Origin of the sequence: Acidaminobacter sp. (assembly GCF_030247605.1) — a bacterium.
In the GTDB taxonomy this organism is placed as follows: domain Bacteria; phylum Bacillota; class Clostridia; order Peptostreptococcales; family Acidaminobacteraceae; genus Acidaminobacter.
In genome coordinates this window covers 1-14,776 of sequence record NZ_JAOTSB010000005.1, presented here as the reverse complement: position 1 = coordinate 14,776, position 14,776 = coordinate 1, and the positions used below count along the sequence as shown (strand labels likewise).

10 protein-coding genes are annotated in these 14,776 nt (G+C 49.3%); 8 read left to right on the top strand and 2 right to left on the bottom strand.

Annotated features, from left to right (window positions below):
• The 6 genes from OEL90_RS03695 to OEL90_RS03670 all read left to right on the top strand — a co-directional run bounded on the left by OEL90_RS03695 (position 1) and on the right by OEL90_RS03670 (position 9,239).
• Positions 1-582 carry an indolepyruvate oxidoreductase subunit beta gene (locus OEL90_RS03695; protein WP_291404441.1) on the top strand — a complete coding sequence of 194 codons (582 nt, stop codon included), beginning with the start codon at positions 1-3 and terminating at the stop codon, positions 580-582.
• A 438-nt stretch (positions 583-1,020) separates the two neighbouring features.
• Positions 1,021-2,274 (top strand): argininosuccinate synthase, encoded by a 1,254-nt coding sequence (locus OEL90_RS03690; protein WP_291404439.1) that lies wholly within the window; start codon positions 1,021-1,023, stop codon positions 2,272-2,274.
• Positions 2,271-3,644: an argininosuccinate lyase gene (gene argH, locus OEL90_RS03685; protein WP_291404437.1), complete on the top strand. Its 1,374-nt coding sequence runs from the start codon at positions 2,271-2,273 to the stop codon at positions 3,642-3,644. Before OEL90_RS03690 ends, argH begins: the two co-directional genes overlap by 4 nt.
• A 356-nt stretch (positions 3,645-4,000) precedes the next feature.
• Positions 4,001-5,077, top strand: coding sequence for a glutamine-hydrolyzing carbamoyl-phosphate synthase small subunit (carA, locus tag OEL90_RS03680; RefSeq protein ID WP_300687159.1), 1,077 nt, complete (start codon positions 4,001-4,003; stop codon positions 5,075-5,077).
• Positions 5,074-8,349, top strand: coding sequence for a carbamoyl-phosphate synthase large subunit (gene carB / locus OEL90_RS03675; RefSeq protein WP_334305965.1), 3,276 nt, complete (start codon positions 5,074-5,076; stop codon positions 8,347-8,349). Before carA ends, carB begins: the two co-directional genes overlap by 4 nt.
• A gap of 305 nt (positions 8,350-8,654) precedes the next feature.
• Positions 8,655-9,239, top strand: a complete 585-nt coding sequence (locus tag OEL90_RS03670; RefSeq protein ID WP_300687155.1) for a hypothetical protein — start codon at positions 8,655-8,657, stop codon at positions 9,237-9,239.
• 113 nt (positions 9,240-9,352) lie between these two features.
• Here the strand turns inward: OEL90_RS03670 and argJ are convergent, their stop codons facing one another.
• Positions 9,353-10,570, bottom strand: coding sequence for a bifunctional glutamate N-acetyltransferase/amino-acid acetyltransferase ArgJ (gene argJ, locus OEL90_RS03665; protein ID WP_300687152.1), 1,218 nt, complete (start codon positions 10,568-10,570; stop codon positions 9,353-9,355).
• A gap of 72 nt (positions 10,571-10,642) precedes the next feature.
• Positions 10,643-11,701 (bottom strand): N-acetyl-gamma-glutamyl-phosphate reductase, encoded by a 1,059-nt coding sequence (gene argC / locus OEL90_RS03660; protein WP_300687150.1) that lies wholly within the window; start codon positions 11,699-11,701, stop codon positions 10,643-10,645.
• A 585-nt stretch (positions 11,702-12,286) separates the two neighbouring features.
• On the opposite strand from argC, the gene argB reads away from it, so the two are divergent.
• Both argB and OEL90_RS03650 read left to right on the top strand, forming a co-directional pair.
• A complete protein-coding gene (gene argB / locus OEL90_RS03655; protein WP_300687148.1) occupies positions 12,287-13,132 on the top strand; it encodes an acetylglutamate kinase in 846 nt (281 codons plus the stop codon).
• A gap of 70 nt (positions 13,133-13,202) precedes the next feature.
• Complete coding sequence (locus OEL90_RS03650) at positions 13,203-14,441, top strand: aspartate aminotransferase family protein (RefSeq protein WP_300687147.1); 1,239 nt, start codon at positions 13,203-13,205, stop codon at positions 14,439-14,441.
• Positions 14,442-14,776 lie beyond the last annotated feature (335 nt).

Below are 14,776 nucleotides of genomic sequence, written 5' to 3'. Positions count from 1 at the left end.
ATGGCTGAGATCAAAAACATTTTATTTGCAGGCGTCGGCGGTCAGGGGATTATTCTAGCGAGTAAGATTTTGGCAGCAGGCTTAATCAATGCCGGCTATGATGTAAAAATGTCTGAGGTTCACGGCATGGCCCAGCGTGGCGGCAGCGTGACCACACAAGTGCGTTACGGCGAGAAGGTGTATTCACCAATCATCGGCAAAGGCCAGGCGGATTTGCTGGTATCCTTTGAAAGCATGGAGGCAATGCGCTGGTTGGATTACATGAATCCAAAGGGCAAAGTCGTCGTCAATGACCACGAGCTTTGGTCTGCGCCTATTCTGATGGGGTCGGCTGAATATCCGGAGGGCATTCTGGACGCCATTCGCGAGCGTGCTGAGACCGTGGTCATCAAAGCCGGCGAAATTGCGGCTGAGCTTGGCAATCCAAGAACCATGAACGTTGTTCTGGTGGGAACTCTGATTAAAGCTATGGGTCTTGAAGGTCTTGATTGGGAGACTGTCATCCGCGATACTGTGAAGCCGCAGTTTGTCGAGATCAATTTGAAGGCGCTCAAGGCTGGTATGGATCAGGTTAAAGGTTAAAGTTTAAAGTTAAGCAATATAGGATAGGACGCTCGGGTAGGGATGGGGATTCCCTCCTTGAGCGTCCTTTTAATTGGAAGAAACTCGGTGTCAGACACCCAGTTTACCGAAACTGGGTGTCTGACACCGAGTTTGCACCAAACTCCGAGAGTGCATAAGAATGTATATATGCAACGTTTATGCAGCTTCATATACGTGTATACAATCCGGTTAAAAATCGATAAAGTATAGCCTTAACTTCATGCAAATTTGCCTGAAAAGTCAGGAACTTTGAATTTGCTGTCGGTTCAGCCATGGGACTTTTATCGAAATTCTTCTGTGTAAATGAAATTCTTTTATTTTGCTTAAAAAATTTTAAAAAATTTCATGAAAAGTGGTTGATTATACCTAAAAAAATGTTATAATTCAATCAATATATATGCAGAAGGGAGCATAATAATGAATAAAGATAAAGTTGTACTCGCGTATTCCGGAGGTTTGGATACTTCCGTAATCCTCACTTGGCTCAAAGAGACTTATGATATGGAGGTTATCGCAGTTTGCGTAGACGTCGGTCAGAAGGACGATTTTGAGGCTGTCAAGAAAAAGGCCATGGAAACTGGCGCTATCAAAGCTTATGTTGTCGACGTCAAGGAAGAGTTTGTTCAGGACTATCTGTTCCAGGGCATTAAATCCGGGGCGATCTATGAAGAAGATTATCTCATGGGGACCGCTTACGCACGTCCGCTGATCGCTAAAAAACTCGTAGAAGTCGCAGAACTCGAAGGCGCAGTCGCTATTGCTCACGGCGCGACCGGAAAGGGCAACGACCAGGTGCGTTTTGAAGCTGGCATCAAGGCACTCAATCCTAGACTTAAAATCATTGCGCCATGGCGTTTCTGGAACCTTAAGTCTCGTGAAGACTGCATCGACTACGCCATCGAACACGGCATTCCAATTCCGGTTACAAAAAAAGACATCTACTCCAGAGACGAGAACGTATGGCACCTCAGCCACGAGGGCGGCAACCTGGAGAACCCTTGGAACGAGCACGACCCGTCCATCTACAAGCTGACCGTTCAGCCTGAGAAGGCGCCGGACGTTCCGACTTATGTTACAGTTGGTTTTGAAGAAGGCGTTCCGGTTTCCCTCAACGGCGTCAAAAAAAGTGGCCTTGATCTCGTCCTGGAACTCAACGAAATCGCAGGCGCTAACGGCGTTGGACTGATCGACATAGTTGAAAACCGACTTGTCGGCATGAAATCCCGCGGCGTTTATGAAACCCCTGCCGGCACGGTGCTTTACCAGGCGCACAAAGCTATGGAGAAGCTGGTCCTCGATCGCGCTACTATGAGCTTTAAGCGTACTGTCGCCGCAAGATACTCCGAGCTCGTCTATGACGGCCTTCTCTATTCCCCGCTGAAGCTGGCACTTGATGCCTTCATCAACGAAACTCAAAAAGTTGTCACCGGTGAAGTGAAACTCAAGCTCTACAAGGGCAATTGCATGGTCGTCGCTTCCAAGTCCGACTTTACCCTCTATGATGAGCGCTATGTAACCTTTGGCGCTGACGACGTCTACAACCAGCAGGATGCGGAGGGCTTCATAAACCTCTTCACGCTGTCTCTCAAAATTGGGGCAATCAAGCGCCTCGAGGCTGAAGAAGCAGGCAAGTTGGAACACGAAGACAAAGGAGAAATCAAGTTCGTATGAAGCTATGGTCAGGTCGATTCGAGTCCGGAACCAGCCAATTGATGGACCTCTTCAATAATTCCATTCAGTTTGATCATAGAATGTACAAGGAAGATCTCGCAGGCAGCCTGGCTCACGCCAAGATGCTCGCGAAAATGGGCATTCTGACCGAGGATGAGCTTAAGAAGCTCGTCCTCGCTCTGAAGGAAATTGAAGCGGAAATCGAGCTCGGTTCTTTCCAGTTCAAAATTGAAGACGAAGATCTTCACATGGCGGTTGAAAAGCAGTTGACGGAAAAACTCGGCGATCTCGGCAAAAAAATACACACCGCAAGATCCAGGAACGATCAAGTCGCCCTGGATTTTCGGTTATATGTTCGCCGGGAATGCCGCGCTATTGAAAGCCTCATCCGGGAATTGATGAGTGTCCTGCTGGAACACGCTGCCGCCAATACACACGTCATTATGCCAGGGTATACCCATTTGCAAAAGGCGCAGCCCGTGAGGCTCGCGTATCATCTGATGGCCTATTTCGAGATGCTGAAGCGGGACGTTTCCCGTTTCGAGGACGCCTTTGACCGGATGGATCTTTCGCCAATCGGCAGCGGCGCCCTTGCGGGCACCAGCTATGAGAGTGACCGTTTTATGACGGCGGCGGAGCTTGGCTTCTCGGGACCATCGGAAAACGCCATGGACAGCGTGGCGGACCGGGATTTCGCCGTAGAATTCCTGAGCGCCTGCGCCATCACCATGATGCACCTCAGCCGGCTTGCGGAAGAGTTCGTCATCTGGAGCTCCGGTGAATTTGGCTTCATTGAAATCGGTGACGCCTATGCCACTGGCAGCAGCATCATGCCTCAGAAGAAAAACCCGGACGCCGCAGAGCTGATCCGCGGCAAAACCGGCAGAGTCTACGGGGATCTCATGTCCCTCCTGACAGTGATGAAAGGCTTGCCGATGGCTTATAACAAGGACATGCAGGAGGACAAAGAACCTGTTTTCGACGCGGGAGACACGGTTAAACTTTGCCTGAAGGTCTTCGCTGACATGCTCCGTCATACTGTGTTCAAACCGGAGCCTATGCTCAATCAATGCAAGGCAGGCTTCCTGAACGCGACGGATCTTGCGGACTATCTGGTCAAAAAAGGCATGCCGTTCAGAGATGCCCACGAGGTTTCAGGCAAGCTAGTAGCTTATGCTATTAAAGAGAAGAAGATTCTAGAGGCGCTTTCCCTGGAAGCGATGCAAGCCGTTTCAGACCTGATTGGCGAAGATGTTTATGACGCCATAGATATTGAGCGGTGTGTGGAAAACAAGAAGTCCTACGGTTCTACTTCCCTCGCCAGCGTACAGCACATGCTGAAGCTTGGGGAAGAGTACCTCGAAGTTTAAAGGACTTTAAATCAAGTATTTTTGGGATTCCTATAGACAAACACATCTATTTGGGTTACAATGTCGAAGATTTGAGCATCATGAAATAAGTATATGGAACCGGCTTGCCATGGTCGTCGCGCGTGACGCAGCGTCACCATCGGCAAGCCCGGTTCTAACCAGCAAACAAACTCCATGAAGCCATGGAATACGAAATTGCAGCGCAGATCTGGCCTGACTGAGAGCGGGCCATGTGGAACGGAGATTCTGTCCCGCCGGGAGCGGGTCTATACAAAATCGATCGAAACCATACATCTGCCTCGTCGGAAATGTGTCTGACAATTAATGGAAATTATACATTGAGGAGAGGTGGCATCATGAAGGGATTTCTGGTCTTAAAGGACGGAAGTCAGTATGAAGGTGAGCTCTTTGGGGCTCTTTTTTCGCGTGTAGGAGAAGTTGTATTTAATACCAGCATGACCGGTTATCAAGAAGTGCTGACTGATCCTTCCTATTTTGGACAGGTCGTCGTCATGACCTACCCGCTGATTGGCAACTACGGCGTGCATCCGGATGATGAACAGTCCGAGAAGCCTATGGTCAGGGGACTCGTCGTACGGGAAAAAGTGGACGACTACTCCCACTGGAGAGGCAACGAAAGCCTGGACGCGTATATGACACGTCACGGCATCATTGGAATCTCTGGGATCGACACCAGAGCGCTGACGAGAAAACTGCGCAGCCAGGGAACCGTACCGGGGATGATCGTCGCAGACCTGGACAACCTTGAAGAAGTCAAACAAGAGCTGAATCGGTACGACGTCAAAGGCTATGTGGACGAAGTCTCCACCAAAAAACCGTACGTCATCACACCTAAGGAACCGAGCGGCTTAAAAGCGGCAGTCATGGATTTTGGCGTGAAGCGCGGGATCCTGAAGTCGTTGGTGGCGCGCGGGGTAGAGCTTCATGTGTTCCCGGCGAGATCGACTGCGGAAGAAGTGCTGGCTTGTAATCCGGATGGCGTGTTGCTGTCCAATGGGCCTGGGGACCCTTCTGAGCTCGGCGGGATTGTGGCGGTCGTTAACGAAATCATCGGCAAAAAACCAATCTTTGGCATTTGCCTGGGACACCAAATCTTGACCCACGCCTTTGGCGGCACGACAGAAAAGCTTGTCTACGGCCATAGGGGCGGCAATCACCCGGTCAAAGACCTGATTAACAACCACATTGTGATCACCGCTCAAAACCACGGCTACGTCACGGTTCCGGAGTCCCTGGATATGACGCAGATTGAAATCACTCATATAAATGTCAACGATGGCAGTGTTGAGGGCATGAGGCATCGGCATCTTCCAATCTTCAGCGTGCAGTATCACCCGGAGGCGTCACCTGGGCCGCGGGATTCTGACCTGCTGTTCGACCAGTTTGTGACCATGATGAAGGAGGCCAAATGATGAAGAAGCATAATTTTAAGAAAGTCCTTGTCATTGGTTCGGGCCCCATCATTATTGGACAGGGCGCTGAATTCGACTACTCCGGAACCCAGGCCTGCAAAGTGCTGAAGGAAGAGGGCGTCGAGGTCGTACTGGTCAACTCGAATCCGGCGACCATCATGACGGATCCTACCGTGGCAGACCATGTCTACATGGAGCCTATGACCCCGGAGTTCCTGGAGAAAGTCATTGAGAAGGAGCGCCCGGAGGCCATGATTGCCGGCATGGGCGGCCAGACGGCCCTCAACCTCTCTATGGAGCTGTGGAAGCGCGGCGTCCTTGAGAAGTATAAAGTTCAGGTTATAGGTACCTCACTGGAGTCCATTGAGACCTCGGAGGACCGGGAAGATTTCAGGGCGGCCATGGAAGCGATTGGCCAGCCTTGCATAGAAAGCTATATTGCAGAAGATGTAGAGTCTGCGGTAGCCCAGGCTCATCAGATTGGGCTGCCGGTCATTATCCGTCCGGCGTTTACACTTGGCGGCACAGGCGGCGGCATTGCGAATACGGAGGCTGAAGTACGGGAAATCGCCCGCCGCGGCATTGATTTCAGCATCGCCGGTCAGGTTCTGGTGGAAAAGTCCATCAAGGGCTGGAAAGAGATCGAGTACGAGATGATTCGGGACAACAGCGGCAACGTCATTGCGGTCTGCAATATGGAAAATTTTGATCCGGTTGGCGTTCATACAGGGGACAGCATTGTCATTGCGCCGTCTCAAACGCTGAATGATCTTGAGTATCAAATGCTCCGCAGGGCGTCCATAGATATTGTCAACGCGCTGGAGATTCGCGGCGGCTGCAACGTTCAGCTGGCGCTGGATCCGGAGAGCGACCGATACTACGTTATAGAGGTCAATCCGCGGGTCAGCCGTTCCTCGGCGCTGGCGTCCAAGGCGACGGGTTATCCTATAGCGAAGGTGGCAACCCGCATTGCTCTGGGCTATGACCTGGATGAAATCGTCAATGACATTACAGGCAAGACTAAAGCGTGCTTTGAGCCGACCCTGGACTACGTGGTCGTCAAGATTCCGAAATGGCCTTTTGACAAGTTCAAAGAAGCTGACAAAATTCTCGGAACCATGATGATGGCCACCGGCGAGGTCATGGCTATAGCCGGCAGCTTCGAGGCAGCGCTGCTGAAGGCGGTGCGCTCTCTTGAAATTAACCTTTATAATCTCAAATTCCCAATCGCGGATACCATGAGCACTGAGGCGTTAATCGACCGCGTCATCAATGGTGACGACATGCGTTTATTCTTCATCACGGAGCTCATGAGACGAGGCACAACCGTGGAAGAGCTGAAGGGTATGACCGGCATAGATCCGTTCTTCCTCAGCAAAGTTCAGCGTATTGTCAACCTGGAGGAGCGCATCCGCGACCAGAAAATCAATGTGCTGGATTCCGAGCTTCTAATGGACCTGAAGCGCTACGGATTCGCGGATAAAGGCATCAGCCGCCTCATGAAGGACACCTCAGCGGACAAGATCTATGATCTTAGAAAAGTTTACAATATCATGCCTTCTTATAAAATGGTCGACACCTGCGCCAGCGAGTTCGAGGCGACTTCCCCTTACTATTATTCCATGTACGGCGGCGAAGACGAGGTAGAGGTCAGTGACCGCAAGAAAGTCATTGTCATAGGTTCCGGGCCAATCCGGATTGGCCAGGGCGTGGAGTTCGACTACTGCTCGGTCCATGGTGTCCTGGCCCTGAAAAATCTGGGTTATGAGGCGATCATTGTCAACAACAACCCTGAGACCGTCAGCACGGACTTTGACCTCTCGGACAAACTTTACTTTGAGCCGATCACTGAGGAGGACATCCTGAGCATCGTCGATAAGGAAAAGCCGGTGGGTGTCATTCTGCAGTACGGCGGCCAGACTGCCATTAAACTGGCGCGGTTTATCTCAGAGGCGGGGATTCCAATCCTTGGCACCTCCTTTGAAGCCGTCCACAACGCCGAGGACCGCGAGTGCTTCAACCAGATTCTGATTGAAGAAGGCATTCCGAGTCCCCTTGGCTATGGCGTTTCCAGTGTTGCCGATGGTATGCTGCAGGCAAAAGGCCTCGGTTTTCCGCTTCTGGTGCGCCCAAGTTATGTCATAGGCGGCCTCGGGATGGAAATCGTCCATGATGACGAAGCGCTGGAGCGTTACCTGTTTGGTGCCTTCGAGCGCGAGCCCAAGAGCACGGTGCTGATCGACCAATATATCAACGGACTCGAAGTCGAGGTCGACGCGATCTCTGACGGCGAAAACGTCATTATTCCGGGCATCATGGAGCATCTGGAGCGCGCAGGCGTTCACAGTGGTGACAGCATCTCCATCTATCCGGCCCCGAGCATCAGCAGCAAGATGAAGGGTCAAATTATAGTGACAACCCGTAAAATCGCACAGGCCCTTAAAATTGTCGGTTTGCTGAATATCCAGTTTATTGTCGAAAAAGACAAGCTCTATGTGATTGAGGTCAATCCAAGGGCGTCCCGTACAGTGCCATTCCTCAGCAAAGTCACCGGCGTGCCTATGATTGAGCTCTCCACCCGCTGCATGCTGGGTGAAACGGTCAACAGCATGGAGTACCCGACAGGACTTTATCCGGAGCGCGAGATTTATGCAGTGAAGCATCCGGTCTTCTCCATGGAGAAAATTCCTGCTGCGGATTCTGCACTCGGTCCTGAAATGAAGTCTACAGGCGAGGTGCTCTGTATGGATGCCAAGCTGGAGCACGCCTTGTACAAAGGCTTTATAGCTGCCAGCGGCACCCTCAGAGGACTCAGTGCCAAGGGCGCGAAGCGAAATCGAAATGTGGAGAATGGCGCGGATGAAGCGGCGGTTAGTCCTGCCGTGGTAGAGAGGGTGTTCCTGTCAATCACGGATGCCTTCAAGGCAGTGTCCCTTCCGCTCACCGGAAAACTCGCCAATCTGGGCTATGAAATTGTGGCCACCTCTGGCACGGCTAAAGCCATTCGGGAGGCATTTCCACAGGCGAAGGTCATTGACGCCGGTACGGAAGACGAAGCATTGACCTGGCTGACACGAGACAAGATTTCCTTCAGCGTCATTCTGCCGACGGTCGGTAAAGTTAAAAACAAGCCGGGCTTCCGAATGCGACGTCGCGCGGTAGAAAATAAAGTCATGTGCCTGACTGCATTTGATACCTTCTTCGCGGTGGTGTCCCTCCTCGAGAAGGGGATTGACGATCAGAGCGTGGATGTGTTTATGGCGTATTCTTAATATTGAAGACAGACACACGCAAGAAGGCGGCGCCTGCTTGCGTGTGTTTGTCTTTTGAGGGGGAAGATGATGTCAGGTGGAAGAAGGTGTCAGGCACCCGCTTCCACTATACGTCCATTCACCTGATGATGGAAGAAGGTGTCAGACACCAACTTCCAACAGACACCCAAATCCAAAATAACGCTAATTTCGAAATAAGTAGCCCATCTTCATATTCTCTTTATTATTCAGAGGTATAGTTAGACCATAGAAACAAGACGACCAAATCAAATAACAGGTCGAACTTGCTAAAGGAGGAAATGAAAATGAAAAAAATCTTATTGTCACTCTCACTTATTCTCGTTCTCGCACTCGGCTCAATTGCCGTCTTTGCGGATGTTACACAGCCTGCGGTCAAATATCAAAGCAACGTGGAAATTTTAGCTGATCTTTTGGGAGACAAAGTTGACGCAGAGGATGTCCTTGCTGCATTAAAAGAAGGTAAATCCCTCAGTGTTCAAGCTCAAGAAGCAGGTGTTTTCGACGAATTTGTCGCCAAAATTAAAGAAGCGAAAATTGCCAGAATTGACACCTTGGTTGCCAATGGCACATTAACTGCCGAACGCGCAAAAGTCATGAAGGACTTCATCAAAAACCACGTTTGCGACGGAACTCAACAACACGCTATGAGAAATCAACTCAACAACGGCGAACGCTTTGGTCTTGGCCAAGGCAGAGTCAACGGTGGACAAGGTCTCGGACAAGCTAACGGCGAAGCTGCCGGTCTTGGCCAAGGCAACGGACCTGCAAATGGCGGCCGCGGTGGCATGAAGCGCGGCGGCATGATGGGCCAAGGCTTTGGACAAGGTATGATGGGACAAGGCTACAACGCTGTAACCCCTGCTAATTAATAGTCGCTCAAACATATCCAAACCAAATCAAACCAAACTAAACCAAACCAATTCGAACAAACAAAAGAAGTCCCAACCGCATCATAAAAGCGGTTGGGACTTCTTTTCGGTATCTAGGATCTGTACTCGCCGTTGATTTTCACATACTCATAGGTCAGGTCACAGCCCCAGGCTTCCGCTGACGCAGAGCCTTCTCCAAGCTGAGCTACAATATCTATGGTACTGGACTCGAGGATCTTCAGGGCTTTTTCTTCATCGAAAATAAGTCCCGCGCCTTTCTCCATGAGTTGAATGCTGCCAAATTCACTTTCAAAATAAAGGTCCACTATGTCCGGGTTGAACATGCCGCCGGAATACCCCATGGCACAGAGGACTCTTCCCCAGTTCGCATCACGGCCAAAGATGGCCGCTTTAACCAGAGACGACGTCGTGACGCTTCGGGCGAGCAGACGGGCATCCTTCTCCGTTCTGGCGCCGTTTATTTTGACCTGAATCAGCTTTGTGGCGCCCTCGCCATCCTTGGCAATCAACTTGGCCAGCGTTTTTTGAACGTCAATGAAGGCTTCTCTAAAGGCCTCATAATCCTTAGTTCCTGGCTGAAGAACCGGATTTCCGGCTTCGCAGGAGCTGAGGGCCAGTGACATGTCATTGGTTGAGGTGTCGCCGTCTACAGAAATCATGTTGAAGGTTATGTCTGTAGATTCCTGCTGGAGCTTCTGGAACACGTCCTTTTCTATGTTGACGTCTGTCAAAGTAAAACCAAGCATAGTCGCCATGTTAGGGTGAATCATGCCGCTGCCCTTGGAAAAGCCAACAATTTGGACTGTCACACCGGATTCAGGCAGTGTCAGTGACTGAGCTGCCAACTTTCTGAAGGTATCTGTCGTCATAATGCCTTGAGCGGCTTCTGCAATACCGTCTGCTTTAAGCAGCGGCATAGCTTGCTCCAGGCCAGCTTCGATCTTTTCTACAGGCAGCGGCACACCAATAATCCCGGTGGAAGAGACCAGCACAGAGGAAGGAGAAACGCCGAGAAGTTCACCGGCTTTGACGGCTGTGCGCTTAGCGTCGCTAAGACCTCGCTCTCCATTACAGGCGTTGGCGTTTCCGCTGTTGATGACAACGGCATGTACCAGCGGCTGCTTCAGGTTTTCCTGGGAGACAATGACCGGCGCGGCTTTTGATAGATTCGTCGTGAATACCGCTGCTGCGACTGCGCCTTTTTCACATGTGATTACAGTCAAATCTTTATTCTGCTTTTTGATGCCGCAGAAGAGGGCGCAAGCCTTAAATCCCGGGACCGAAACATTTTCCAATAGTTGATCATTCATAAATTGTGGACCTCCTAAATTCAGGTTAATGGATTCTCGAAGCAGATTAATCAATAAAAAAGCAAAAATTTCTTACGGATAGAGCGGCATCATATTTATGCCTGCTGTTTCCTCAAAACCAAACATCAGATTAAAATTGTGAACCGCCTGACCGCTGGCACCTTTGACAAGATTGTCTATGACGCCCATAGCCACCAACGTGGAGGTTTCTTCATCAATTGTCACCCATACATCACAGTAATTGCTGCCTCTTACGTTGCGTGTCTCTGGCTGCTCATCCAGCACTCTGACAAATGGCGCATCTTTATAAAATTCCTTATAATAATCCAAAATAGAGGTCTTGGCCCATTCGAGCTTTTCAGGCTTGACCGCCGCGTAGACCGTAGACTGAATTCCGCGGCTCATAGGCACTATAGAAGGTGCGAACAGGAGACCAACCGCTCCGCCGGCCGCCTGGGACATCTCCTGTGCAATTTCAGCCGTATGGCGGTGCTTGCCGGTTTTATACGGCCGCACCGTTTCCGCGACCTCCGTGAACAGGGACGAGATCGCAGCGGTCTTTCCGGCACCGCTCATTCCGGATTTTGAATCTGCGACAATTCGGTCCGTCTCGACGACGCCGGCTTTCAGAGCAGGGATCAGAGCCAGCAGAATAGAGGTCGGATAACAGCCTGGATTGCCGATGGTCCTGCAACCCACAATTTGATCGTGATGAATTTCAGGAAGTCCATAGACGAAGCGGTCCAGATACTGCGGACAAGTGTGATCTCCGTACCACTTCTTATAAACTTCGACATCATGAATTCTAAAATCTGCACCCAGGTCAATAATACCCACCTCTGGCTCGTTTTCGATCAGAAACTGCGCATAAGGCATGGATGCCCCGTGCGGCAATGCCAGGAATACAGCTCCAATATCGTTTTCCTTCACGAAACCGGGGATCAGCAGATCAGAAGCCGGCAGGAGAAGCTCTTCCATCCGCCCTTTAAATGCTGGATTCAAATCAGAATAACGCGCACCTGCAGTCGAGGAAGCCATTAAAAAAACCTTCCCAACATGTGGATGGTTCATAAGAAGCGCGACCAGCTGCTGGCCGGCGTAACCTGATGCGCCTACAACACATACATTCATAACAAAACCTCCATAAAAAGTATTAAGGATAATTATACACAAAAAATAAAAACAATTCAATAATAAGAAGATTAATTCCATCTCAAGCTATGCAGCCGCATGTCTAAAAGATCATTGAAAGAAGCGCTGATCTTTATGAGCGTATTCATATTGTTTGAAGGAACAGCATTTAAAGGAAAGAGATATTCCTATTGATACCCAAAAATCAGAATTGCAGGAGAAACAATACATAAACAATTCAGAAAAAATGATACAATGAGTAAGACGCAGGGATTCAAACGTGGAGAATCCTGTTTTGAACGAGAATCAGATTCATTTCTTTATGTGGGATGTAAATAAATGCGTGCTTGTGTTCATGCAAAAGCCGCAACTATCAAAATTGTCCGAATACGGCGTTTATAATTTGTGAATTTCCTGAAAGTAAACCGCCATAATAAATGATGAGAAATACTCGGACTAACATTTTATAAAATCGCATGCATAAAATAGCAAAAAACAGACAAGAAAAATTTGAAATAATATACATTGTTGTGTATAATATATTTACTTTCTTGCATTTCTTGTGATCGAATAGGAGGTCATACTATGTCTGCATTTGTATCTGCACTAATTGAATCGATCCCGTACATACAAAAGTTTCGGGATAAAACCGTTGTGATCAAACTTGGCGGCAGTCTGGCTGATTCGCCTGAAGGCAGGCGCGCCATTCTTCAGGATATAGTGCTATTAAGCCTGGTCGGCATGAAAATGGTCCTGGTTCACGGCGGAGGAAAAGAGATCAGCGCAAGGCTGGACAAAATGGGGATTGAAACCGAATTTGTCGGTGGGTATAGAGTAACCGGAGATGCCGCAATCACAGAAGTTGAAATGGTTCTGACCGGGAGAATCAACACCGAGCTGACACTGCTGTTAAATAACGGCGGGATAAAAGCGGTCGGCATCAGCGGCAAAGATGGGGGCTGGCTCGAAGCCACCAAGAAGTTGGTTGTGGATGGTGACATTGGTCACGTCGGTGAAGTCGCCACAGTGGATCCTACGTTGATTAATCTGTTGATGTCCGGTGGTTATACACCGATTATATCGCCCATCGGCCATGACAAGGATGGGAAGACTTTTAATCTAAACGCGGATGATGTCGCCTCAGCCGTAGCCACAGCAGTGGGGGCGGAAAAATTAATCCTTATGACGGATGTGAATGGTGTCTATAAAAATTTCCCGGATCCCGCAAGCTTTGTCAGCAAGCTGAATTTGGAAGAAGCAAAAGAAATTTTGAAGACCGTCAAAGGCGGTATGATTCCTAAGCTGACCTGCGCCGTCAATGCCATTGAAAGCGGCGTTCACTCTGTGCATCTGTTGAATGGCTCGACGCCGCACAGCCTTTTGGTTGAAGTGTTTTCGGACAGCGGCATAGGGACTATGATCGAACGTTAGACAGTGACCCAGTACCCAGTATCCAATACCTCAATACCCAATAACCCAAGTAAGCGAAAGGAGAACCACCATGGAAAATGTAAAAGTTGATGAGATTATAAAAGAAACAGCTGCTTCAAGCCGTGCCAGTGACCCATACAAAGCAGCTGTCATGCCGACTTATGGCAGATTTGACGTCATCTTTGATCACGGAAAAGGTGCCATGATCTGGGATACTAAAGGCGAAGCTTATCTGGACTTTGTCAGTGGCGTCGCTGTCAATGCCCTCGGCCACGGGAATACCGAAATTGCGAAAGTCATCTCAGAACAAGCTGCCAAGCTGATGCATATCAGCAACCTGTACTGGAATGAACCGCAGCTTAAACTCGCCAAGACGCTCATTGATTTATCAGAAGGTGTCCTCCAGGACGTCTTTTTCTGCAACAGTGGTACCGAAGCGCTGGAAGGCGCCATTAAACTTGCCAGAAAATATGGGAAGAAGCGCGGCGCCGTCAAATTGGCTCATTTGTCCCATAGTTTCCATGGACGCACCATGGGCGCGCTCTCCGTCACAGGACAGGAAAAGTACCAGGCACCTTTCAAGCCGCTGATCCCGGAGGTCTATGAATTTCCCGCAAATGACATTGAAGCTTTAAAAGCTCTGGACAGCAGCTACTGTGGGATCCTCGTCGAGCCTATTCAAGGCGAAGGCGGCGTCAACTCAATTTCAGACGACTACCTCAAAGCCCTGAGAGCCAAATGCGATGAGCTCGACGTCCTCTTGATCTTTGATGAAGTCCAGACCGGCATTGGCCGCTTGGGGACCTTTTATGCCTTCCAATCCACCAATGTCAAGCCGGATGTAGTCTGTCTCGCAAAGGGACTTGGCTGCGGCTTCCCAATTGGCGCCTTTATCGCATCCCAAAAAGCCAGCGTTCTGGTCGCGGGCGATCATGGCTCAACTTTTGGCGGCAACCCACTGGCAACTGCAGTTGCCTTAAAAGGCGTTGAACTCATTTCATCACCTGCCTTCCTGGCGAATGTTCAGGAAAAATCCGAGAAGATCGCTCAAAAACTCAGTGCTTTAGCCGATGGTCACATCATCAAAAACGTAAAAGGCAAAGGACTTTTGATTGGAATCGAACTTGGGATCGACTGTAAATCATTCAACACTGTGGCTTTTGAAAATAAATTATTGCTGATCCCGGCAGGAGAGTACGTGATTCGTGTCCTTCCGCCGCTCAATGTTACGGATGAAGAGATAGATCTGTTCTTTGAAAAACTGGCAGTGATTTTGGAATCATTAAAGGAAGAAAAGAATGCGAAGTAGGTTAACATAATCTTTAAGACATTCAAAACAAAAATCTGAAAATTAGAACTTCTTTCAAAGGGTTGACACAGCTTGGTTTCTTGGGTAATATGGAGAAGTCGTCGCGAACGAGAAAAGATTTAAAATGACTTGACTTGACAAAAACGCGATGATAAACTGAAGAAGTCACTTGAGATATTGAATCGTAAAAACGGTTCAAAAGTGATCTCCATTCGATCCTTGAAAACTAAACAGTGTACAACCCAAAATTCTGAAATAAAAAGTCGGTTCTGCTTGGAACCGGCGAAGTGATTTCTGATTATGGAAATAACGGAAGTCAGCGAAGTAACTTGAAG

Bases quoted from the DNA above. Each gene is read 5' to 3' on its own strand.
- OEL90_RS03695 (WP_291404441.1), top strand. From the start codon at position 1: ATGGCTGAGATCAAAAACATTTTATTTGCAGGCGTCGGCGGTCAGGGG.
- OEL90_RS03690 (WP_291404439.1), top strand. From the start codon at position 1,021: ATGAATAAAGATAAAGTTGTACTCGCGTATTCCGGAGGTTTGGATACT.
- argH (WP_291404437.1), top strand. From the start codon at position 2,271: ATGAAGCTATGGTCAGGTCGATTCGAGTCCGGAACCAGCCAATTGATG.
- carA (WP_300687159.1), top strand. From the start codon at position 4,001: ATGAAGGGATTTCTGGTCTTAAAGGACGGAAGTCAGTATGAAGGTGAG.
- carB (WP_334305965.1), top strand. From the start codon at position 5,074: ATGATGAAGAAGCATAATTTTAAGAAAGTCCTTGTCATTGGTTCGGGC.
- OEL90_RS03670 (WP_300687155.1), top strand. From the start codon at position 8,655: ATGAAAAAAATCTTATTGTCACTCTCACTTATTCTCGTTCTCGCACTC.
- argJ (WP_300687152.1), bottom strand. From the start codon at position 10,570: ATGAATGATCAACTATTGGAAAATGTTTCGGTCCCGGGATTTAAGGCT.
- argC (WP_300687150.1), bottom strand. From the start codon at position 11,701: ATGAATGTATGTGTTGTAGGCGCATCAGGTTACGCCGGCCAGCAGCTG.
- argB (WP_300687148.1), top strand. From the start codon at position 12,287: ATGTCTGCATTTGTATCTGCACTAATTGAATCGATCCCGTACATACAA.
- OEL90_RS03650 (WP_300687147.1), top strand. From the start codon at position 13,203: ATGGAAAATGTAAAAGTTGATGAGATTATAAAAGAAACAGCTGCTTCA.